The 21,574-nt window shown below is 32.1% G+C and carries 27 protein-coding genes and 2 pseudogenes; 13 read left to right on the forward strand and 16 right to left on the reverse strand.

Annotated elements, in window-relative coordinates:
* Nucleotides 1-251: 251 nt before the first annotated feature.
* From V1503_RS02460 to V1503_RS02485, 6 genes are all read right to left on the reverse strand, one after another.
* Entirely contained in the window at nt 252-1,127 is an 876-nt protein-coding gene (locus V1503_RS02460) for a phosphotransferase family protein (protein ID WP_214484746.1), read from the reverse strand.
* 451 nt (nt 1,128-1,578) lie between these two features.
* Entirely contained in the window at nt 1,579-1,791 is a 213-nt protein-coding gene (locus V1503_RS02465; protein ID WP_410624566.1) for a DUF2997 domain-containing protein, read from the reverse strand.
* 13 nt (nt 1,792-1,804) lie between these two features.
* Nucleotides 1,805-3,484: a Ycf46 family AAA ATPase gene (locus V1503_RS02470; RefSeq protein WP_410624568.1), complete on the reverse strand. Its 1,680-nt coding sequence runs from the start codon at nt 3,482-3,484 to the stop codon at nt 1,805-1,807.
* A gap of 62 nt (nt 3,485-3,546) precedes the next feature.
* Nucleotides 3,547-4,275: a ComEA family DNA-binding protein gene (locus tag V1503_RS02475; RefSeq protein WP_410624570.1), complete on the reverse strand. Its 729-nt coding sequence runs from the start codon at nt 4,273-4,275 to the stop codon at nt 3,547-3,549.
* A gap of 18 nt (nt 4,276-4,293) precedes the next feature.
* Nucleotides 4,294-4,737 carry a hypothetical protein gene (locus V1503_RS02480; RefSeq protein WP_410624572.1) on the reverse strand — a complete coding sequence of 148 codons (444 nt, stop codon included), beginning with the start codon at nt 4,735-4,737 and terminating at the stop codon, nt 4,294-4,296.
* A 2-nt stretch (nt 4,738-4,739) separates the two neighbouring features.
* Entirely contained in the window at nt 4,740-5,366 is a 627-nt protein-coding gene (locus V1503_RS02485) for a 4Fe-4S single cluster domain-containing protein (RefSeq protein WP_410624573.1), read from the reverse strand.
* Nucleotides 5,367-6,078: 712 nt separating this feature from the next.
* On the opposite strand from V1503_RS02485, the gene V1503_RS02490 reads away from it, so the two are divergent.
* The 4 genes from V1503_RS02490 (at nt 6,079) to V1503_RS02505 (ending at nt 7,489) form a co-directional block, all read left to right on the forward strand.
* Complete coding sequence (locus V1503_RS02490; protein ID WP_410624575.1) at nt 6,079-6,372, forward strand: hypothetical protein; 294 nt, start codon at nt 6,079-6,081, stop codon at nt 6,370-6,372.
* 277 nt (nt 6,373-6,649) lie between these two features.
* Nucleotides 6,650-6,814 (forward strand): hypothetical protein, encoded by a 165-nt coding sequence (locus V1503_RS02495; protein WP_214484688.1) that lies wholly within the window; start codon nt 6,650-6,652, stop codon nt 6,812-6,814.
* A gap of 167 nt (nt 6,815-6,981) precedes the next feature.
* The gene (locus tag V1503_RS02500; protein ID WP_410624577.1) at nt 6,982-7,140 is read left to right on the forward strand and encodes a YncE family protein; all 159 of its coding nucleotides are present in this window, start codon (nt 6,982-6,984) and stop codon (nt 7,138-7,140) included.
* Nucleotides 7,115-7,489, forward strand: coding sequence for a YncE family protein (locus tag V1503_RS02505; RefSeq protein ID WP_410624579.1), 375 nt, complete (start codon nt 7,115-7,117; stop codon nt 7,487-7,489). Before V1503_RS02500 ends, V1503_RS02505 begins: the two co-directional genes overlap by 26 nt.
* Here the strand turns inward: V1503_RS02505 and V1503_RS02510 are convergent.
* The 6 genes and pseudogenes from V1503_RS02510 to V1503_RS02535 all read right to left on the reverse strand — a co-directional run bounded on the left by V1503_RS02510 (nt 7,482) and on the right by V1503_RS02535 (nt 12,004).
* Entirely contained in the window at nt 7,482-7,697 is a 216-nt protein-coding gene (locus tag V1503_RS02510; protein ID WP_410624581.1) for a hypothetical protein, read from the reverse strand. The two genes, V1503_RS02505 and V1503_RS02510, sit on opposite strands and share 8 nt — an antisense overlap.
* 708 nt (nt 7,698-8,405) lie before the next feature.
* Nucleotides 8,406-9,035, reverse strand: a complete 630-nt coding sequence (locus V1503_RS02515) for a hypothetical protein (RefSeq protein WP_410624583.1) — start codon at nt 9,033-9,035, stop codon at nt 8,406-8,408.
* A gap of 574 nt (nt 9,036-9,609) precedes the next feature.
* A complete protein-coding gene (locus V1503_RS02520; protein WP_410624585.1) occupies nt 9,610-9,891 on the reverse strand; it encodes a GNAT family N-acetyltransferase in 282 nt (93 codons plus the stop codon).
* A gap of 26 nt (nt 9,892-9,917) precedes the next feature.
* Nucleotides 9,918-10,427 carry a GNAT family N-acetyltransferase gene (locus V1503_RS02525; RefSeq protein WP_410624587.1) on the reverse strand — a complete coding sequence of 170 codons (510 nt, stop codon included), beginning with the start codon at nt 10,425-10,427 and terminating at the stop codon, nt 9,918-9,920.
* Between the two features lie 358 nt (nt 10,428-10,785).
* Nucleotides 10,786-10,987: pseudogene (locus tag V1503_RS02530) on the reverse strand (transposase domain-containing protein); the annotation flags it as partial.
* Between the two features lie 726 nt (nt 10,988-11,713).
* Nucleotides 11,714-12,004 (reverse strand): MazG nucleotide pyrophosphohydrolase domain-containing protein, encoded by a 291-nt coding sequence (locus V1503_RS02535; RefSeq protein ID WP_410624591.1) that lies wholly within the window; start codon nt 12,002-12,004, stop codon nt 11,714-11,716.
* 230 nt (nt 12,005-12,234) lie between these two features.
* Between V1503_RS02535 and V1503_RS02540 the strand changes: the two genes are divergently transcribed.
* The 4 genes from V1503_RS02540 (at nt 12,235) to V1503_RS02555 (ending at nt 14,208) form a co-directional block, all read left to right on the forward strand.
* Nucleotides 12,235-12,372 carry a YncE family protein gene (locus V1503_RS02540; RefSeq protein WP_410624593.1) on the forward strand — a complete coding sequence of 46 codons (138 nt, stop codon included), beginning with the start codon at nt 12,235-12,237 and terminating at the stop codon, nt 12,370-12,372.
* A gap of 34 nt (nt 12,373-12,406) precedes the next feature.
* On the forward strand, nt 12,407-12,838 hold the full coding sequence (locus tag V1503_RS02545) for a YncE family protein (protein ID WP_410629368.1): 432 nt from the start codon (nt 12,407-12,409) through the stop codon (nt 12,836-12,838).
* Between the two features lie 108 nt (nt 12,839-12,946).
* Nucleotides 12,947-14,020, forward strand: a complete 1,074-nt coding sequence (locus tag V1503_RS02550; protein WP_410624595.1) for a beta-propeller fold lactonase family protein — start codon at nt 12,947-12,949, stop codon at nt 14,018-14,020.
* Nucleotides 14,017-14,208, forward strand: a complete 192-nt coding sequence (locus tag V1503_RS02555) for a cytochrome D1 domain-containing protein (RefSeq protein ID WP_214484669.1) — start codon at nt 14,017-14,019, stop codon at nt 14,206-14,208. Before V1503_RS02550 ends, V1503_RS02555 begins: the two co-directional genes overlap by 4 nt.
* Before the next feature lie 648 nt (nt 14,209-14,856).
* Here the strand turns inward: V1503_RS02555 and V1503_RS02560 are convergent.
* Together V1503_RS02560 and V1503_RS02565 are read right to left on the reverse strand one after the other, a co-directional pair.
* Nucleotides 14,857-15,735, reverse strand: coding sequence for a zf-HC2 domain-containing protein (locus V1503_RS02560; protein ID WP_410624597.1), 879 nt, complete (start codon nt 15,733-15,735; stop codon nt 14,857-14,859).
* A 7-nt stretch (nt 15,736-15,742) separates the two neighbouring features.
* Entirely contained in the window at nt 15,743-16,213 is a 471-nt protein-coding gene (locus tag V1503_RS02565) for an RNA polymerase sigma factor (RefSeq protein WP_410624599.1), read from the reverse strand.
* Nucleotides 16,214-16,652: 439 nt separating this feature from the next.
* Here V1503_RS02565 and V1503_RS02570 point away from each other — a divergent pair, with 439 nt between their 5' ends.
* Nucleotides 16,653-17,078: a hypothetical protein gene (locus V1503_RS02570; protein WP_410624601.1), complete on the forward strand. Its 426-nt coding sequence runs from the start codon at nt 16,653-16,655 to the stop codon at nt 17,076-17,078.
* A 104-nt stretch (nt 17,079-17,182) separates the two neighbouring features.
* On the opposite strand, the gene V1503_RS02575 is transcribed toward V1503_RS02570, so the two are convergent.
* Nucleotides 17,183-17,365: a DUF4085 family protein gene (locus tag V1503_RS02575; protein ID WP_410624603.1), complete on the reverse strand. Its 183-nt coding sequence runs from the start codon at nt 17,363-17,365 to the stop codon at nt 17,183-17,185.
* Between the two features lie 446 nt (nt 17,366-17,811).
* Between V1503_RS02575 and V1503_RS02580 the strand changes: the two are divergent.
* The 3 genes and pseudogenes from V1503_RS02580 to V1503_RS02590 all read left to right on the forward strand — a co-directional run.
* Nucleotides 17,812-17,883, forward strand: a pseudogene (locus V1503_RS02580) (hypothetical protein); the annotation flags it as partial.
* Nucleotides 17,863-18,615 (forward strand): beta-propeller fold lactonase family protein, encoded by a 753-nt coding sequence (locus V1503_RS02585; protein ID WP_410629369.1) that lies wholly within the window; start codon nt 17,863-17,865, stop codon nt 18,613-18,615. The pseudogene V1503_RS02580 and the gene V1503_RS02585, both read left to right, overlap by 21 nt.
* Entirely contained in the window at nt 18,581-18,817 is a 237-nt protein-coding gene (locus V1503_RS02590; protein ID WP_410624605.1) for a YncE family protein, read from the forward strand. Before V1503_RS02585 ends, V1503_RS02590 begins: the two co-directional genes overlap by 35 nt.
* A gap of 500 nt (nt 18,818-19,317) precedes the next feature.
* Here V1503_RS02590 and V1503_RS02595 read toward each other — a convergent pair whose 3' ends face one another.
* Nucleotides 19,318-20,349, reverse strand: coding sequence for a cytochrome D1 domain-containing protein (locus V1503_RS02595; protein ID WP_410624607.1), 1,032 nt, complete (start codon nt 20,347-20,349; stop codon nt 19,318-19,320).
* Nucleotides 20,350-20,728: 379 nt separating this feature from the next.
* Here V1503_RS02595 and V1503_RS02600 point away from each other — a divergent pair, with 379 nt between their 5' ends.
* Complete coding sequence (locus V1503_RS02600) at nt 20,729-21,373, forward strand: hypothetical protein (protein ID WP_410624609.1); 645 nt, start codon at nt 20,729-20,731, stop codon at nt 21,371-21,373.
* Nucleotides 21,374-21,574 lie beyond the last annotated feature (201 nt).

Genomic DNA, 21,574 nt, shown 5'->3' on the forward strand with positions numbered 1-21,574 from the left:
GTTGGCTGCTTATCCTACGTTTAGAACTATAAAAAATCCCTCTCCTTTAACGGAAGCGGGATTCGATAATTTTTTTATAGTCTGTGCTAGCTAGTTATATTTGCTTTTTTTAAGAGATTATCACTTATTTTTAACACTTAGAAAACCTATTTGTTACAGAACATGGCCCACAAAATAGAAAAGATGCTTTATCTTATTAAGATTTGCGCTAGTTTGTTAAATAAGTGAACAAAATTATTGTACACTTTTAGTTATTTGACATTTAGAATACCTTTTAAATATACTAAATTCTCCTGAAGAAAAGCTTGATGTTTTTCGATACCTCTTCTTTTACACCAACCAATTGAAATAAAAGCGTCGGTAAAGTGATAAAACGGGAACACCTCTTGTAAATCAACAAGTGCTCGAATAGATTCATATCCTTGCTGATACGCTTGCAATGTCCCCGGATATTTGAGAAAAATATCCCTATTAACTTTCGTGAAATCCATATCAGTTGATCCAATTCGGACACTTTCAAAGTCAATAATGCCGACCACTTTATTTTCATGAACTAAAATATTACCTGGTCTAAAATCCAAATGTATAAAACAAGGTCCGTCAGGAGGTGGGAGTAATTTGATTTGCTTATTAAAATACTGTAAAGACAGTTCGTATAAACTTGGTTCAACCACTTCTTTTACATCTATTGCAAAGGAATTAAATTGTCTCTTAAGAAACTCAGACCAATGATCATACTCATTTGAAACAGAACTATTGAAATCATGCTCATTTGGAGCAATTGCATGTAGCTTAGCATGATGTACTCCAATATCAAACGCTAATGCTGAATCAACCTTCTCTATAGTTGGCACACCGTTAATTGCTGACAATAATAATGCACCAGTGATATCCTCATTACCTTCCCAATAATCTAACACTTGTGGAACAGGTAAATCATTTCCTATTCGCTTAAGTACACTATACTCTCGTTCAAGTTTTTGTTTGGAATAAGGAATTTTAATAAATACTGTTCGATTATCCATTAGTAGAATTTTATATACAGTCGAACTAAACGACTGAGGAACATTCTCGACTGCTAACACATTCAATTTAAATTTATCTATTGTTTCTTGTAGCTTATCCATTCTTTCCTCTCCGCTTCTGTACTGCTTATCTTCTAAAATAAGAACAATAAAAACATAAGCATCCACTATCTTCAGAAGCATTATTCCTTTTATATGTCCAATTTCATGAATAAAAACGGTTCTTTTGTTCATTAGTACCTTGCAATAAAAGGCTAGAATTTAAGATAACTATTGTTATTCTCCTCTACATCTATTACATTTCAAACAATACTTCCTAATTTTAGCATATAAATATTATTTATTACTGAATATCTAACCGTTTACATAAAAAAAGACGCTTCTCTTATTACCGAAAAGCGCCATATTGTTGAATAATATTTTCTTGTATTAATTCTATTAGTAGCTGTCTTATCTTTTAAAACTAAGCACAGCACCAGATATGTGCTGTACCTTTCTAATGCTTATGATTATCAGGTCCAATATAAAAAATACTGAATTTTTCTAAAAAAACTTATTCAACTTTAAGAATATTTTTTTGAGTTTGTTGTTGATTGACTTCTTCAGTCTCATAAAATTCTTTTGTATACTTAGCTTGAACAGCTTCAGCATGTAATAATTCTTCAATAATAGGGATTAAGTCCGTGCATTTCTCACCTTTAATTCCCTTTGTTTCAGCTTCAATGTGTCCATCAGAAAATATACGGACTTGAATTTTCTTTTCCATAACTAGTCACTCCTTAAAAATCAATTGTTCTCCCACCACGATTAAAGCGAACATCTTCATCTTTTTTAGATCCTGTTTGAGTATCGTCGGTTATTGAAATCTTATCATTTCTATAGGCTTCACGATCTTCTCGAGGAGTCGCTGTAACCGCACGAACATCTGCCCAATCACGAATAGCTCTTATTTGTTCTGCTTGAGTAATAGATAATGGAACTGTATTTGTAATAGCTTTTTCAAAGTCCTCAATAAGAATTGACCTGTTTAAAGAGTATGCTTCAAATAACGCGTCAATCACAAGCTGTTCAATTTCAGCTCCAACAAACCCTTCACATTTAATAGCTAAATGTTCCAATACCTCTTCTGTTAACTTAAATCCTTTGATAACATCTGGGTGATTTAAGCGCTTGTTTATGTGAACCTTTAATATATCTTTTCTTTCATGTTTAGTTGGTAAATCAACAAAGAAAATTTCGTCAAAGCGCCCTTTACGCATCATTTCAGGCGGTAATGCAGATATGTTATTTGCAGTAGCAATAACGAATACAGGACTTTTCTTTTCTTGCATCCAGGTTAGAAATTGTCCGAAAACTCGAGATGAAGTACCGCCATCACCACTGTTGGAAATACCACTAAATCCTTTTTCTATTTCATCAATCCATAATATTGAGGGAGAAATTGCTTCTGCTGTTTTAATTGCTTTCCGCATGTTTTCTTCACTGCTTCCTACGATTCCACTGAAAATTTTCCCCATATCTAAACGCAGCAGTGGAAGATGCCACATAGAACTTATTGATTTACTTAATAAACTTTTACCACAACCAGGGACCCCTGTAATTAGTACCCCTTTTGGAGCTGGTAGGCCATATTTTTTTGCTGAGTCTAACCAAGACTTGTTACGTTTCTTTAGCCATCGTTTTAAGTTTTCTAAGCCACCAATATCCTCCATTTTTAATTCACTTCGAATGAACTCTAAAATACCTGTTTTTTTAATAATTTGCTCCTTTTCTTCTAATATAACTTCTACATCTTTAATATCTAATTGACCATCTTCTACCATCGCACGTGCAAAGGCATTCTCGGCTTCAGAAAGTGTTAAACCAAGTGCAGCATTAGCTAAACTTTCTTTCTCTTCATTAGATAAAGATATGTTAATCCTTGCATTTTGTTCGTTAATATATATCATTTCATCTAAAACAGACTTAATTTCTTTGAAAGTTGGTAAATCGAAATCGATAATAGTAATATCCTTCTGTAATTCTTCTGGAAGAATTAAAAAAGGTGATGTAAAAATAACATTAATCGGGCTTGGGCTTCTTTTAATATGTATCAACATATCACGTAGTTTTCGAATTACTTGATAATCAGGAAGCCTTCTGTCATTTCCAAAATACACATGAAAATCTTGTAACACTATAATACAAGGCTTATCATATTTTTCAATAAATTCTAATGCTTTAATGGGTTGTTTTGAATTTCCCTTCGATTGACCTTGACTATCTACAATACCTGTTGTCATTCTCCATGTTAAAACCTCTCTTGGAGTTTTTATTAATTCGACCTCTTGAGCAACTGAGCGTATGACTGACATTACGCGCTCTTCCTCCCAAGTGTGGATATATAAATAAGGAAAACGAGCCTTTAATAGGTTTGCAAGTAATAATTTTGTTTTTGTTTGATTTAATTTAATTGCCATTATCCAACCACCTTTGCATCTAGTTATTAATTTACAAAAATATAGATTGTCGTTAATACTTTTTAATAATCAATGACTCTTCCCGATTTCTTTTCCTTAGGTATATGATCTACATGTGAAAAAGTCACTTTTTTCTCTATATTTTGAATAGTACGTTCTTTTAATTGCATTATTTCAGAGAACTGATTAATTGATTGAAAACCACCTATTTCTTGGCGTTTAATCACCACTTTTTTAGCTAAAATAATTCCGATCTCTGGTATAGAAGCAATTTCTCTTTCAGATGCTATGTTAAGGTTAATTTTATTTACTTGTACGGTATCTACCTCGGTTGGTGTAGTAATTTCTTCTGAATTTACTAGCTTCCTTTTTTTAGTAGCAGTTGGGGGCTTAGGAGGACGAGTTATTGTACTTTCTGATACATTGAATCTTTCCTCAGCTTCTTGTCGTAGCTTCGAATATTTTTGATTGTCCAACACTTTCTCTTTGGATTGTAAGACATCTAATTGGATCAGATAGATAGGACGAATCTTGTATGCATGGATTACTGAAATGATCCAAAATAGAAGCGCAGTTAATGCTGTGATTCCTGAAGTAGGTAAAATAAATACTACAATACACACTGCTAGATAAACCAATCCATACACTATCCAACGTGGTTTCTTTACTCTCACTCCAACGAATAAGAAACTTATAAAACTAGTTATGCCAAAAGGCAATAAAGTTAATAGTATCCACCAGCTATTGGTCAATTCCCAATACTTACCTTTCCCTGTGTACATTGGTGCCATTCAATTCACTCCTATTCTCTATTGATTTAATATGTAAGTAACTTGTATTGAATTATCTTCTAATACTTCCTCTTTCTCTAAAATCAATCCTTGTTGTTTGGCCTTATAAATGAGGTTTTGATATACACTTTGTTGAAGGTAATGGGTATAAGATTCTTCAACATTACTAATCCACTCCATGTACTCACCTTTATCCGCTGAATTTGGTAATACTAATGAATAACAACCCTGTTCGCCTATGATAAAGGTAACCTCATTGTCATAAATTATTTTCAAATCTAAGGGTTCTTCAACCTGCCGAAATGAACAATCCCATTCTTCTAGTGCTTGCTTTAAAAGATTTTCATCTTTCATACGGGTTTCAATAATTGTATATTGATTTTCTCTAAACTCTGATATACCTTCAACGATTTCCTTTGTTAAAGCAAAGGCTAAGGGAATTAATACAATCTCTAAACTCATAACTATTCCTCCTTACGTACATAACCTAATTGAAGTAACATATCTAAATCAACGGAATTAGCCATGCCATTCGCTGTGATAGTTCCGTTCGGGTGTATATTTATTTCTAATTTATTCTGAATGGTAGAAAGATAATCTTCAAGATGTTTATAAACATCAGATAAAAAGCGGTATTTTTGGTTTTTTGATCCAATCCAAGGATAGCTAAGATCATGCTTACTTTCAATATAAGGACCATCTATGAGTAGATCGGTAGCCTTTATTAAACGATGCCAAGTAGGATTATTGGAATTGATGATCGAAGCGTAATCATAGCCTGTAAATGTTACAATAGATAAACCAATTTTTTTTATTTTACTCGCTAGAATACTTAATTCTTGAGCCTGATGGAAAGGTTCTCCTCCTAAAAAAGTAACGCCCTCCAATTCTGGGGTGGTTTGTGAAGTACTTTCAATATCACTAAATATTTCGTCATTATCTTGTACAATACCACCATTCATATCCCATGTATGTGGATTAAAACATCCTTCACATCTAATAAGACATCCTTGAACCCATATTGCATATCGTAATCCAGGTCCCTCAACCCTAGTCTTTTTCTCAATTCTAGAAATTCGCAAGGAAGACAAATAATCACCTACTTGTTTGTTAGTTTATAATAACACTAATTTTGGAAATAAAAGGTTAAGTATGAAATATCCATTAGTATAATTTTACTATAAAAGAATAAAAAGTATTATAAATAATGTCTTTAATTATAGGGAATATGGTTTTAAAAAACACATATAATGAAAAGCAGCAATATCTATAATGTTATATTTATTTTTAGGGACTAATTATTGCTGGTTTAATTGTCATTCCTAACAGTGCAACATATGGTGGTGATTACAAGTCAACAGTAAATAATCTCATATATAAAATTACCAATAACGGAAAAGTAGAGAATCTATCATCTGATAACTTGAAGTTTATTAGGGTGGTAGTTACCGGATCTGCAAGTGAGTTAAAAAAGTATAGTCCTATTCCTTTTATACAAAGTGCTTCACTCGGATCTACAGCCAAGAGATATTTAAATAATGAAAACTTTGAAAAAATTTCAAAAATGGCTTTTTATTTATGAGTACAATAAAAATTATGCTATATTTTCACATGCCCTCTGACACCAGCATGATTAAAAGTATGAAACAAGTACTTACATAAATTTGTAAAAACATGTGTATAAATAAAAATCTTTATATGCAATAATATTTTTAGACATTTTGAAAGGTTGATATACACTATAGAGGATATGAATTTCTAAAACAGTTTAATATTACATTTTTATCAAAGGGAGTGTTGTAAATGGCAATTGGAATAGCAATCGGTATTATATTATTTGGATTGGTAATAGCTTTTCAATTAAGTCATGGTAAGAACAAAAAAAGAAGGTGTATTATTTGGGGAGTTACTATTATGTTAGCAATAGCACCATTCTTTTCTTGGCTAGTTGGTATTTCCTATGGCATTTATGTTGGAGATGGATTTGCTGGAGGAGCACTAATGGTTATATTATTTTTAATTATTTTCTTAGGTGGGCTTCTCTCATTATTAGTCGGAGTTTTAGGTAGTAATGAAAAAGAGATAATTGAAAAATAATTTATTACTCAATTTTCTCAGGTCAAAAAGTAGGTGAGTTGTCCCCTGTCAAGTACAGTGGAAATAATAAAGATGATTTAAACGGCTTTAGCTCTATACATAACATTTTAACTATCATTCTCTCTTCCTGTTGCCTCCTTTGACAAACATGCAGGGAGAGTATTTTTTTGCTAATCGTCACATTTGCTAATTAGTTTCCGTAATTTCTTCAAGTTCAATGTTATAATTAATTGCTAGACTTATTTTTTTATCGTTTACTAGACAGAGGTGATTTTATATGAACGGACTCTTACTCATGTTTATTTTGTATATCGTTTTCGCCATGGTTGGAATATTTATTTTATATTTTGTGATAAGAGCAGCAGTAAAAGCAGGTATCGATGAATCCACCACAAATAAAATGATTGGTCGAATATTAGATAAAGTTAGCGAAAAAAAATAACTATCCATCTGCACCTCCCACTACATTGTGGAGGTGTTTTGTATTTATTAAACTAATTATTTATTATGTTTCATAATATTTCCTAAAAATAGTGTTTATTATTCTCATGATCCAGAGTTCATCAAAAGATAATTAATACTTATTCTTTCAGTAAAGGAGTTTATTTTATGCCAATTGCGTATGTTACTCATTTTACAAGTGGTACCGTTTCTGTCATTGATACCAAAACCCATTCTGTGATTGCTACTATTCAAGTTGAAAATGCTCCTCTTTCGGTTACGATAACTCCTGATGGAAAACTTGCTTACATTGCAAATTTTTGGTAGTAACACTGTCTCCGTCATTGATATTAAAACTCATTGCGTTGTTTCAACTATTCAAGTTGGAATAAATCCTCAGTTCTCTAAATTTAGTCTTGATGGAAAGCTTGCTTACGTTAATAATAGTTCTGATGTTACTATTTCCATTATTGATGTCAAAACTCATTCTGTGATTGCTACTGTTCAAATTGGTTTATTTCCTAGTTCGGTTGCTTTTACTACTGATGGAAAACTTGCTTACATTGCAAATTTTGGTAGTAACACTGTCTCCGTCATTGATGTCAAGACTCATTCTGTGATTGCTACTGATTCAGTTGAGTTAGATCCTTCGTTTGTTGCTATTACTTCTAGTTAACACAATTACTCTTGAGTTTCCTTAACAACCTGTGTTCCTTATTTTTCATCCGTTCATGACCTTCTTGTATTTCTTTGGAAATCCTTTCATATTGCTGCTTTGCCTCTTGTTGCTCTATCTCTAATTCCTTCATTTGTTTGGAAAAGAAGGATTCAACACTCCCACTACCAACTAAGAAATTTCTATACGATTTAGGTTGATATGTCATTTAACCATTCCTTCCTCTGACACTCACAATAATGCTTGGCAAACTACTAAAAATAATGATTAACCAAAGGGTAGTCCACCCCGGATGTTCAAATAATAGTTCCATTTTGCCCTCCTAAACCACTCACTAATTCTTGAGTTTCATAAAAATAAATTTAAAACGTTCAAAAGAAGATGAAAGAAGTGTATTAATTTCATTAACAGATAAAGGAGTTCGGTTAAAAGAAGAGACTAGAGCCATTCCAACGATGATATTTGATAAAACAGGTTTAACATCTGAACATTCGACTAGTATAATCGCAACGTTCGAGACCTACTTAAACACTAAGAAAAACACCATATGTACAGGTATAGAGTTTAATTATTAAAAGGATTTTTTAATGAAAGGGCGTTTTCCACTATTAGTACAAATACGTTCGAGAAGTTGTGATGGTTAATTTGAAAGGCAAAAAAATTAAAGCGAATGAATTTTGATTCTTACTACAATTTATTACCTAAAAAATGATTAATCAAAAGAACCTTTTATTCCACATTTTTCCACAAATCATAAATAAAGGCGCATCACTTAGAGAAATGTGCCCTATTGTTGAATAATATTTTCAGAATCGACGATGTTAAAAAAATTTAATGAAGCTATCTGGATCTGCAAAAGATTAAAAAGTTAAAAAAGGCACTGTTTCAATGGGATCTCTAATAAATAATTTTACAGCTAATACACAATTGAGAATACCTCTTCATCATTCAAGTTACCAATTATTTTTTTTGGTGCCTCCACATAACCAACGTTCACGTACATAAATGTCTGTTGATTATCATTTAATTCTATGACGGTGTAATCACTATTAGGGTAAAAGATATCCACTGAATCTACTTTATCATTAATTTTCCCACTAATAATACGATACTTTTGTTTCATATCTCCATTGGTATCCCCAAGTAGATGTGAAACATTTATTGCCTCTTTTAAATTAGTTATATATATATCTATGTCTTCTAGATGGTATTCACCTTGAGAATTCTTAACTGAATACATGACACCGTAATAACTACCTTGTTCTAATGTAAATGAGGTAAAAGTTCCACCTTCAATGTTCGAAATTTCAGTTATGTAAATCTCATTTGGCTTTCTAGAATAAAAATAGTCTATTCCTTTTGAAACTAACTTCTCTAAATTCTTATCTGCTATTGATTCAGTAGTAGTTACCATTCCCTTAGGTTTAATTTCTTCATACATAATAGTATCAACTTCTTCATTAGAGCTCTTTTCAGTATAAATAAATGTATAGTATACTGCTAAGATCAACAATAAAGTGGTTATTAGAAATATTCTTTTATTCATTTATTACACCTCTAGATATCAATCTTCACAACCTAATATGTCTTCGACATTTATAAGTTAAATTTGCCTTATCTCAAATCCCCACCTACTTTCAACAAAACCCCTTATTTTCAATACATTTTTATCAGGTTCCTCCATGACAGCTACATGACGAGACTCCGTTGAAAATGTTTTTTTGATCCATGTTACATCAGAATGTTGACTAAGTTCTTGATAAGCTTAGTTTACGTCATCTACTAAAACCCAACATCTGTAACATTGATACTTGGATCATTTTGTAAAACTAACTCTGAACTATTTTCTTTTGGGAACTTCAATCCAATAATTGTCCAGATTCCTCCACCTTCTAAATCTCTTTTTACTTTCCAGTTTTGTTTAACCCTAAAGATAGATAAAAGTTAATAGATTTTTGAATATCGGTACACGTAAAATATTCACCATATACAAATTACTAATAACTCGTGAGATAATCTCCTTACTTACTAGATGTAGGAGGTTATCTCATTTGGTATAAACCAATGGAATGTGGGGATAATTTGACTTTTACCTTTACGCCGATGAATGTCATAGCCCTTTACGCTTTTTGATGCATCGGAAGATAGTTATTAAAACCGATGGGACCAATTAATTTCTTGTCTTCTTTTCTTTGAATTCCGCTGCGAAAGTCTTTCTTTCCTTCTTCAGCTGCTTTCAGAGCTATTGTTAGGTTGATTACTTGGTCAATACTTGTTAAAGCATTTTCACCACAATATTTCATTGCACTATATAGAGAAAAATAAGCAAATAGGTCTTCCGCGTCATCTTCCGTAATCGACCATAATCTTAATCGTAATCGTTCTGTTTCTAGTTCTCTCATCCGGCGTTCCTCTACAACTCTATCTTTTACGATGATTTGATTAATCCACCTGGTCGGAACCGAGCCATCGTGATTTCATCAACGAACTTTCCATGTTGAATAATCGTTCCCTTAAGTACTCCCTCTTTTACAAAGCCTGCACGCTCATAAAGTTTATACGCTCGATCATTTCCTGCCACAACGGTTAATTCTAATCGCTCAATTAACAACCAATTGTCTGCTAAATCAATGAGTTTTTCCATTAACCTGCGGCCAATTCCCTTTCCATGGTGCTCTTGGTCTATCATTAGAGAAAGACCCGCAATATGCCCTCTTCGTTCCTTGTTTCTTGTTAGGCTTGCAAACCCTACAACAACTCCATTCTCTTCCGCAACAAATTGGTGTTGGTTCTCTCCTAAGTTTTGAAGGTGCTGCTCAAAATCTTGGAATCTCATACTTGGGGTTGCAATGATGGTTGGCAAAACACTCTCCTGGGTCATGATTGTAACAATTCTTTCTGCGTCTTTTGGTTGTACTACTCGAATCAGTATGGTCATAAGGCATAGCTCCCCTTTTCAAATATTTACGCCACATAAGTAAAAAACCCTCTTGTTAATATATTTTAGTTTTCAATCAATAATACACTTAACCACCTTCTTCTCAAATTGCTGATACTGGAGGTCCAATCTTCCATAACAGTGAGTACACAAAAGCAAATTCAATCAGATGGGGCTAATCGTAAAATAAAGAAAGTTGTGCTTCATCCACTTTATACTAATTTTTGAGATTACGTGGTTTCATAAGACCTTTTTTTCATATGAAGTCCCAAATAGTCTAATCAAACTCCCACTTGAAAAGCCACAAATAAAGTAACCGTCAAATAACCCAGAAAATAAGACTGAGTTTGTTACTGAGTTACTTTTTATTTGGTTCACTTTTTTTCGGAACTCGACAAAATTGAGGGAAGACTCGTTGACCAAGGTAAAACTCTATCAATTTCTTCTTTATTGGTTAGAACCATATTGGGAAGTGTTTCAAACAAATGATGAAGATAATGATAAGGGCTCAACCCGTTTTCTTTTACGGTTTCAACCACACTATACATAATGGTACTACCACCTTTCTTTAAAGTCTTGAATATAAGCTTCCCATTCCTTCTTGATTCGCTGTTTTTTCATAGTAAAACCTCCTACATCTAGTATGTAAGGAGCTTATCTCATTGGGTATAAATCAATGGAAGGTGGGGATAATTTGACACTTACGAATATCGTTTGTATAAATCGCAACACATTCTAATTTTTCTAAACATAGACTCTCCTCCCAAAAATGATATTTTTATTTTCTAAATAAAATATATCATCTAATCCCGTCAAGTAATGTCGTAATTATTATTATGACAGCTCATTTTGATATGAATTTTTGTTTGCTACATACAGATTGAGCTATTCCAAAAAAATAGCCTAATTTCTCATATTCTAAATGAGAAATTAGGCTATAATACTTCTATTAATTGAAAGTTTGTTTTTATCATTATAGGCTGGATTTGCTGTATTTTATATTTGGTAGCTATATTCGGAAACGATTTAACTTAAAAGGTTCCAGGTCTACCTAACTGTTTCTATTCTTAATATCTTCTAGAATCTCTATTATTTTCTCGTTTTGCTCAATCAGTTTTTCAGTCTGTTTTCTTTGTCTTAAAAAATCTCCTGAATAAGATAGCAAAAATAGAAATGTGATTATTATTAATAAACCCTCCATATGTTCACTCCTTATGAGCCGTATTTTCTTATTAGGTAACTTATCATTAGGGTAGTCTATAAAGCCTGTACTACTTTTTAAGTTCTTATTTATATTTTTCTATGTTTATTTCTTCTTTCAAGTGAAAACACTGCTCTAAGTCTATATCATAAATATTTGCTAAACTAATAATGTAATAAAGCACATCGTATAGTTCTTCTTCAACCGTTCCCTTAATTGAACCGTTCTGTTCTAGTCTTTTATTTTTTCTAATTACTTCTGATAGTTCCCCCACTTCTTCAATTAACTTTTGAAAATATGCATTTTTTAGTTCTGGCTTATAATCTTTAGCTTTAATGAAGCTTTGTAATTCTTTAATGGTGATGTTTTTATCCACTTTCTCTTCCCCTAACTTTTCATACCATATTCCGTTAAAGCCCCTTTAACTCAAGAATAATTATTTCAAATGTTCAGTACTTAGACAATCCTTTTCAAAGATTAACTTCAAATAAAAAGACGCTTATCTAAAATTTCAGATATGCGCCATATAGTTGAGTAACATTATGTGAATGTAACATATTAACTCATTCCTTGATTTCTACAGCCCAAGTAAATAGACCTTTTTCTTTGGCCATTACACCAGATGGAAAACTTGCTTATGTTGTTGATGAAGGTAGTGATAACGTAACAGTTATTGACACGAAAACTCATTCAATTGTTGCTATTGTCCCAGTTGAACAAACTCCTTCTGAAAATCTCTCCTAGTGGAAAACTTGCTTATGTAGTTTGCAATAATTTGGTGGGGAGTGTTTTTGTCATTTACATAAAAACCCATTCTATCATTGCTTCTATATTAGTTGGCCAAAGTCCATCATCAGTTTCATTTACCCCAAATGGAAAAATTGCATATGTTACTAATCTCAATAACTCAGTTACTATTATTGATGTTCCAACTCATTTTGTTATTGTAGACGGTTCTACATCAGTAATTGATACAAAAGCTCATTCTGTTATTGCAAATGTTCAGGTTGGAACTGCTCCATTAAACAACGCTAATACACCTGATGGAAAGCTTGTTTTTGTTACAAATAGTGGTAATAACTCTGTATCTGTTATTGACACAAAAACTCATTCTGTTATCGCTACTATACAAGTTGATTTACCTCCAGGTTTTGTAGTTTTCACACCAGATGGAAAGTTAGCTTATGTTACAGCATCTCCACCTTTTTAGTTAGCTTTTCAAGGACTCTAGTAACCACAACTATCATTAAATCTACTAATCATTTTTCCCATCTCTGCTCATATACTTAATTAACTATATTGTAAAGGTGGTAAGTGGATGGGGTTCGCATATGTTTCAAATATTAACTCTAGGGATGTATCAGTTATTGATACCAAAACTCATTCTGTTGTAGCAACTGTTAGAGTAGATGGATTCCCGCAATCCATTGCCCTCTCGCCTGATGACAAATTAGTTTATGCTGTATTTCGGAATCTAGAAGCAAATTCTTTCGGACTCAAAGCCATTGATACTAAAACTCATTCTGTTATCGCTACAATTCAGGATAGTAATATTCCATTCAAAGTTGTTTTTTTACCAAATGGTAATCTTGCTTATACATTGGATTTTACATTCAGGAATGTTTCGGTTATTAATACGAAGACTCACTCCATTATTGCTAATGTTTTAGTGGGAGATAACCCCTCAGCCAGCCCACAAAATATTGCTATTTCTCCAAATGGGCTATTAGCCTATGTTACGAATTTTGGAAGTCAAATCCAACCTGGTAATACAGTTTCTGTTATCGATACCAAGACGCATGCTGTTATTGCGACTATTTTGGTTGAAGATAACCCATCTAGCATTGCATTTACCCCTGATAGTAAAATAGCTTATGTTCTAAATAATGGTAACTCTAATTTTCCTGGTAATACAGTTTCTGTCATTGAAGTCAAAACTCACTCTGTTATTGCTACTGTCCAAGTTGGAAGGTTTCCTATAGCTATTTCAATTACACCTGATGGGAAATTAGCGTATATTCTTAACTTATTAGATGGCTTATCAGTAGTTGATACTAAGACTCACTCTGTAATTGCTACTATACTACCAATTGGCAGTGATCCTTTATCTGTATCCATTTCTCCTGATGGGAAGTTAGCGTACGTATCTGATCGGTTTGTAAATACAGGTAACATAACTGTCATTGATACAAAAACTCACTCCATTATTACCAGAATCCCAGTTGGAAATATTCAACCACATAATATAGCCTATACTCCTGATGGAAAATTGGTATATGTGACAAACTTTGGTGGTAATAGCGTATCTGTTTTTGATACAAAAACTCATTCCGTTATCTCCACTGTAAGAGTTGGTCTAAGCCCTCTCGATGTTATTTTTTCATCTAAGTGACTGTCATAGCAACCGTACAGGTTGGAAACGATCTAGATGTTGTTACCTTCACCCCAGACGGGAAATTCGCTTATGTGACTGTTAATGAAGATGGCAATGTATCTGTGATTGACGTGAAAACACATAGTGTGATCGCGACAGTTCAAGTTGGAAGTAATCCTAAAGGCATAGCAATTATCCCTACTTAACCAAATCAAAATGGATTGTTCTTGCTCATTTAATGAGGTATGCAAGTATCTAACAATGAACTATCTGCTGTACAGGTTGAGATCAATCCCCTTTTTATTACCCTTAAACCAGATGGAAAGCTAAAAAGAAAAATAACCTTTTCCCGAAAAAATATAATTTCAAATAGCTAGTAATAAGCTTAAACAAATAGGTGAAATTATTCAAACTACATTTTTTTCTGACATAAATCCGTCTCCAAAATTTTCAAGCTTATGATTATTTATTATAAACGTTTCTTTATAATGGAGGAGGTTTTTAAACATAACTAACCTTAATATCACTTGTACTTCCTTATCCTTAATAGGTAACTATCCTTAAGGTAATCTAGATAATCTTTACTACCTTCTTACTTCATTTTGTGGAATAACAAATTTAGGTTGAACAATAGTAAAAAATAATCATTAGATTACTAAAAAATTGGAGAAGAGTCTCCACCTGCTGCACTACTCAATTTCAATTATGGTTACAAGAATTATTTATCATGAAAAATACGGAACCCTAACATTCTTGTTACAGAGTTCCGTATTTGAGAGATTACTGATACAATGGATTTTAATATTTAAATCATAAGTCTGAATCATTACCAGTTAACAGCATTGCGTTAACAATTATGTTAATATATCTCCATCTAATTTTTTGTTATGTTTCTGGAGAATAAACCATACTACACCTAGTAACATAAAAATAATAAAAAATATGATAGGTAACTGAAAGAAACTCAAGTTAGTAGGTCCATAATGTTTTGCCTGGAGATGCTTTTCAATAGTACTTTCATATGAACCACTATATTCGTATTGAACCACCCAATCTTCATTCGCCATTACTACATTCCCTTTATCATAGGTGCTTGGAATAATTATCTCTTTGTTATCAACAACTCCTTCACTTCCAATAACTAGTAATGCATTATTATAATCAATTGGATAAATAGTAGTTGGCTCTTTTTTTACGGCTGCATGTTCTTCTAGCCAAATTTCTATCTCTCTAGCCGGGAAAACAGCTAAATAATTGAGTTTTTCTTGGTATAGATCAAATACTCCAAGAAGTTGTTCCCTTTCTCTTTCTGAAAATCTAGTTGGTGAATCAAGAATATTAAATACTTTATTCATTATGACTCCTTTTTCCTGCTCTACTACTTCAAGACTCTTAACTTCTTCCTTATATTCATTCATCTCTAAAATTGAATTATATAAAAACAAGGCTCCTAAAAACAATGAAATTAATGAAAATACTAAGACATATGAAGTGAATTTATTCAGGTCTTTTAGAAAATTTGATAGCCTAGTGAATGATTGCTTTTCTTTCAATCTTTCACTTTTATTCATCTCATCAGCAATATGAATTTCCCTCTCCATGTTTTCTAATATTTTTTTACAAGTATCACATGATTCTATATGTTTATCAACAAATCGAATGCTTACTTCACTACAAATTTCATCAATATAAGATGGAAGTAAATCTCTCACTATACCGCATTCATTATTCATTCTCCATCTAACTCCCTTCTCTTAATTTGTTTTTTGCTCTATAAAATGTAACCCTAGCCCAGTTCTCATTTTTAAAATGAATTTCACCTATTTCTCTGAAGCTCATATTACCTAAGATTCTAAGAAGTAATACCTCTTTATACGGTTCACTAAGAATATGAACCATTCTGAATAGTTCAATTTTATTTTCTGAATTTATCATTTCAGCTTCAGGAGAAGTATGTACTATTTTGTCTTTTAAAACTTTTTTTCTTTCTTTCTTAATTTTTTCTAAATATTTATAATAGCTATGCTTTGCTATCTGACACAACCACACAGACATCTTACACTCACCATTGTATCTATCAATAGATTTCACAGCTTGATAGAATGTCTCCTGTGTTAATTCATCTGATAAATCAGGGTCATTACAAAGACACATCAGATATTTAAAAACATCTTCAGCATAATTATTATAAATTTCACTGAGATCCCTCAAGGTTTTTTCCTCCTTTCACACTATATATCCGAATTTCGTAAATTTCGTTACAAATAAAATGAATTTTTTTCTTCACAACAAAAAAAACCGTAATTACTGACGGTATTCGGAAATCAAATATAATACAAAACTTTTGTTTCAACAAATTTGTACTGTTTTTCGAAATAAAACTTTGTACCAACCTCAATCATATTTCTAATAGAATTAATATATTATTCAATAATGTGGCTATAAAATGAATAATATTGTCATGGCCTTAGAACTATTCGACTCGTTAACATTGAGTTTCTTTATCTGTTCTCTATAGTTACTGATATATTTTCTCTTTTTAGTAACTTCAATTCCACCAACAGTAGTTTTAAGATAGGGATCTAAGAAATTCATATGTATGAGAGAAATTGAATAATAATAAAACAAACCTTTCGAAGGGGATGTTTTATTGTTGAACAATAAATTTATTTTTATTGGAGTAATTTTCACATTAACTATATTAGTTGTAGCAAATTATTTTAGTAATCATTACAAATCTGAGACAGTAAAAGCGCAAACCCATATGCTTAATAATTCAAATGCCAAAGATAAGTTACTTGTAGATATATTAATTCTGGATATTATAAAAGCAGTAAAAAATCAGTATAAATTAGGTAAAAGCACTCCAATTGGTTTCGGTGTAGGCAATTTAGAGGTTTTTAAGAGACAAGAAAACGACAATACACAATATGATGTGTTTATCGACATTGAAATTTATAAAAAAAATAAAAGTGGACTCAAAAGTTGGTATAAAGATACTTTAGAATATAGCGTTAATTTTGACCAGGGACTTAAATTTGAGTTGAAAAATTATCAACAAAATGGCTGGGATTAAAAAACAAATGCTTATGAAAGGTATTCAATTAAAGAAAACAATTGTTGTATAACAGTTAATTTTACCCCAACCTAAAATAGGAAGGGGTATGAGTGTATAAAGTATTAAAATGTAACATTTCCTTTTTGTGGTCTTGATTCTAAATCTTCTTTAGCATTCTTTTTGTAATCAATTCTCTCTTCTTTGTAATATCGAATCATCTCATCCCACTCTTCTTTTGAATCTGGGAATGCTAAGAATCCATATACTTGCATTTCTTTATACCATTCTATTGTAAAACATCTCAAAATCTCTTTATCCTCCGTATGAATTATTACTGTTTAGTCACATATAATTCGCCATAAAATTCAAAGCATTATTGTAATAATTCCTCAAACATATGTCATTATAAAAAGTTACCCTTTACTAAAAAAACGCCATATTGTTGAATAACATTTTTTTAGTAAACACAACTCAACTTATGTTTACAACATTTCATTTTAATCACTTTGATTTAAAAATTACAAGTAATGTATCCAAATCAAAATTTCATATTACCCTCTCAATTTTGAGACATGTTTGATGAAACTACTCTCTTTACTATTTAATAGTCATTTTCCATTTCTCTCAATGCTTATGATGTCTACTTTGGGTAATTTGAATAAAACAACTCTTTCAAACATAGGTATTAACTAACAATTGATGAAAGGTGGTATATGCGTGACATTAGCCTACGTAACAAAATTTTGGATCTGAGAATGTGTCAGTTATTGATACTAAAACTCACTCTGTCATATCTACTGTAATGGTAGGTGATGAACCACTTGATATAATTATTACTCCTGATAGAAAGTTAGCTTATATTACAAATAACTGTTCTCTCAACATGTCAGTAATTAATACTGATACACACTCCGTTATTGCTACAGTGTCCGTAGGAACATTTCCAAATGTTGTAGCGATTACTCCTGATGGCAAACTGATTTATGTTATAAATGATGATTCAAACGTGCTAGCTATAAGTACAGTAACACATTCTGTTATTGCAACAATTCCAGTTGTTTTGCAGCCGATAGCTCTAGCTTTCACCCCTAATGGGAAACTAGCTTATGTTACAAACTTTGGATTCGCGGGAAGTTCTATTTCTGTAATTGATACTAAAATGCATTCTGTCATTGCTACAGTGATTGTTCCAGCTCCAGAGATAAAAGGTCCTTCACCCTTTTTGGCTATAACACCTGATGGAAAATTAGCTTATCATATGAACTCTTCCGTTCCAAACAGCTTTATAAGTGTCATAGATACTAAAACACACTCTATTATTGCTACAATAACTGTTGGAAGCCTTTCATCTGATATTGCTTTCACACCTGATGGAAAATTGGCGTATGTTACTAACTTTGGAGATGCTACTATTTCTGTTATTGACGTAAAAACTCATTCTTTAGTGGCTAAAGTTCAAGTTGGTAATTCACCTGGATTCGTTACCTTCTCTCCAGATGGAAAACTAGCTTATATTTCAAGTGTTGATAGTTTTTGGAACTGTTTCTGTCATTGATATAAAAACTCATTCAGTTATTGATATCATTCAGGTTGGGGACAGACCTCAATCAGTCTCTTTTACTCCTGATGGAAAATTAGCGTATGTAGCTAATCTAGGTAGTGCTACTATTTCTGTTATAGATATAAAAACACACACTGTTATTGATACCATTCAGGTTGGTGATACTCCCATCAAAATTGCCTTTACTCCTAATTAAACATATTTTTCTTGATTTTCCTTAATTATGACTCCCACACATAGTCTCAATGTAATACCCACATCGGACGCTGGACCAAGTAACTATAGTGGATCTCTAGTTACTAATCTTACATGGGTAGATGGTTGTTCTATATAGAAACCTTTATAGACAAAGGACCAGCACAAACCTTTATTATCCAAGCCCCCGACGATCTTTCTCTTATGATAAAACCCGTTCCCTAACGCTTCTGTATTCACTCAGCAAACATAAACTTTGTTAGTAACCACAATACAAAATAAGACTTATAAGTAAAAATCATTCACGGCTTCATCTGTAAGGTCTTAGCTAATTCTTATATACCGTGTTGGCTGCATATAACTACTTATTAGCACTTTAAAAATCCCTCTCATAAACGGAGGTGGGATTTTATTATTTTTTACTATAGTGGAAGCAAATTAATTAACTTTGTCTAGATATAAGGATTTTCTATTACCCTCTATTTGTTCATATTATTTTTGTTACACTGGTGCTACCGTAATACCTACTGGGTTACTCCCCACGGGTACTGTGGCAATCAGTGATTGTGTTTTTGTTTCAATAACTGATACATTTCCACTCCCCATATTTGCCACATATAGAAATTTCCCGTCTAAAGATAAGGTTATTCCTGCATTATTACCTATATCATTAACGGATATTGTTGCTATAACTGAATTTGTCTTCGTATCAATAACAGAAATTGTATTATCACTTACGTTTGCAACATATAGTAATTTTCCATCTGGTGTAATGACCATGTTATCAGGTCTTTCACCAACGTCTACAGTTGCAATGATATTATGTGATTTGGTGTCAATCACTGAAACAGTTCTGTCCTGCCCGCTTCCTACGTAAACAAACTTTCCATCTGGTGCCACAACCATACCGATATTCATAAACTGCCCTCCAATTGCAATTGTTGTAATTATTGATTGAGTTTTTGTATCGATGACCATTACATTCCTCATGTCTGTTGCAACATATAACATTTTTCCATTTGGAGTAATGACCATATTATTTGCACTATCTCCAATGATAAAATTAGTGGAAATAATGTTATGAGTTTTTGTATCAATAGCAGTCAATCTTTGTTGTCCCCTTGTACTAAGAACATAAGCTACACTTCCATCAGGAGTTATTAATATCACTCTTGGGGCATTTACTATATCCACATTAGCGATCACTGAGTGAGTTTTTGTATCTATAACACAAACAAACTCTTCCAGAACACTTGCAACGTACGCTAACTTACCATCTGGTGAAATCTGTAAATCAGATGAATTGTTTCCAATTAAAGTTGTAGCAATTACACTGTGCGTTTTAGTATCTATAATAGAAATCGATCCTGGGGATGTATCATTCATTACATAAGCTAACTTTCCATCCGGAGTAAATTGGATCACTCTTGGATCATCACCTACCTCTACTGTAGCAATCACTGAGTGTGTCTTTATATCGATTACTGATACACTTCCCACATCATCTAAATTAGCTACATATACAAAGGACATTTTTTTCTACCACCTTCCAAATTTCTTGTTTAATGAATTCTATGAGTTAACCTCAGGTTTCATTTGTTATTTCTTTATAGAAGCCAGTCCTTTTGTATATATAAGTTCGTTCTCATTGAGACGTGATATAATGAGAATTTTATCTAAATAGCCTCAGTAGCTTAAATAGTTCATCCACGTTTAACATTACACCTTAATTAGTTTTTAACAAAATATGTAATTTTAAGAGAACGCTAGATTCTCAAAGCAAAATATCAATGTAAACGTTTCATCAGAATATTACAAAGTTTTATGATATTTTACATATTTACCAAAATAACCTAAGTTAATATATGTAAACTAAAAAATTTGTAATTCAAAAACTCTTGGAGGGATTATTTTGAAATTATTAACTAGTATCAAGAAAACATTTATTCTAGCAACAGTAATTTTACTATTTTCAAATTTTACAGCAAACCTTTCCTTTGCAGAAACAACTACAGAACCAGAAACTCAAATTAATTTATCCATCTCTATTAATGAAGAACCATCTGAAATCGTACTAGACTGGGAATGTAATACTTTAGATGTTGATCACTATAACGTATATTCAAGTACTGACTCAGATTTCAAACCAGGAGACGCAAACACATTGTTATCTGAAGTTTCAGCAAATGAATTTCTCGATACAAACGGTATTTACGCAAATGAAACTAAATATTATTATGTAGCAGCAATAGACTCAGATGGTAATGAATTGGCGGTGTCTAATATGGCATCAAATACTGCTGATGATTATAATGACTATGGGAATGAAGATATTCAATGGAGTAGAGCAAATCCAAATGCAGGTGCTATATGGTTGCTTCAAGATTTTATTTCTGATTATGTAATTATTCATTATACAATCAATGGCCAACAATATGATGAATACATGAGTCACGTGAGTGGTGGTGATTGGATTATAGAGTTTGATGATCTTGGTGCTGTAGAAGATTTTAGCTTTACATATCACATATTCGGTTTTCAATATGATTCTAAATAATTAGTTATCTTTCTAAAGATCGAGATAGATTTTCTCGATCTTTTTTATTCGATTTATTTCAAGATAGTGACTATGTTATCAAATAAAATAATGTATATCTTTATTACCCAATTAAAACTGAAAACGGTTATATAGGAAATGAATTTAAAGTTAAAGCTGAGGGTAATAAATTAAACATTGAACCAAGTTAAGAAGTAACTT

This window comes from Nanhaiella sioensis (genome assembly GCF_046557775.1).
Taxonomy (GTDB): domain Bacteria; phylum Bacillota; class Bacilli; order Bacillales; family SM2101; genus Nanhaiella; species Nanhaiella sioensis.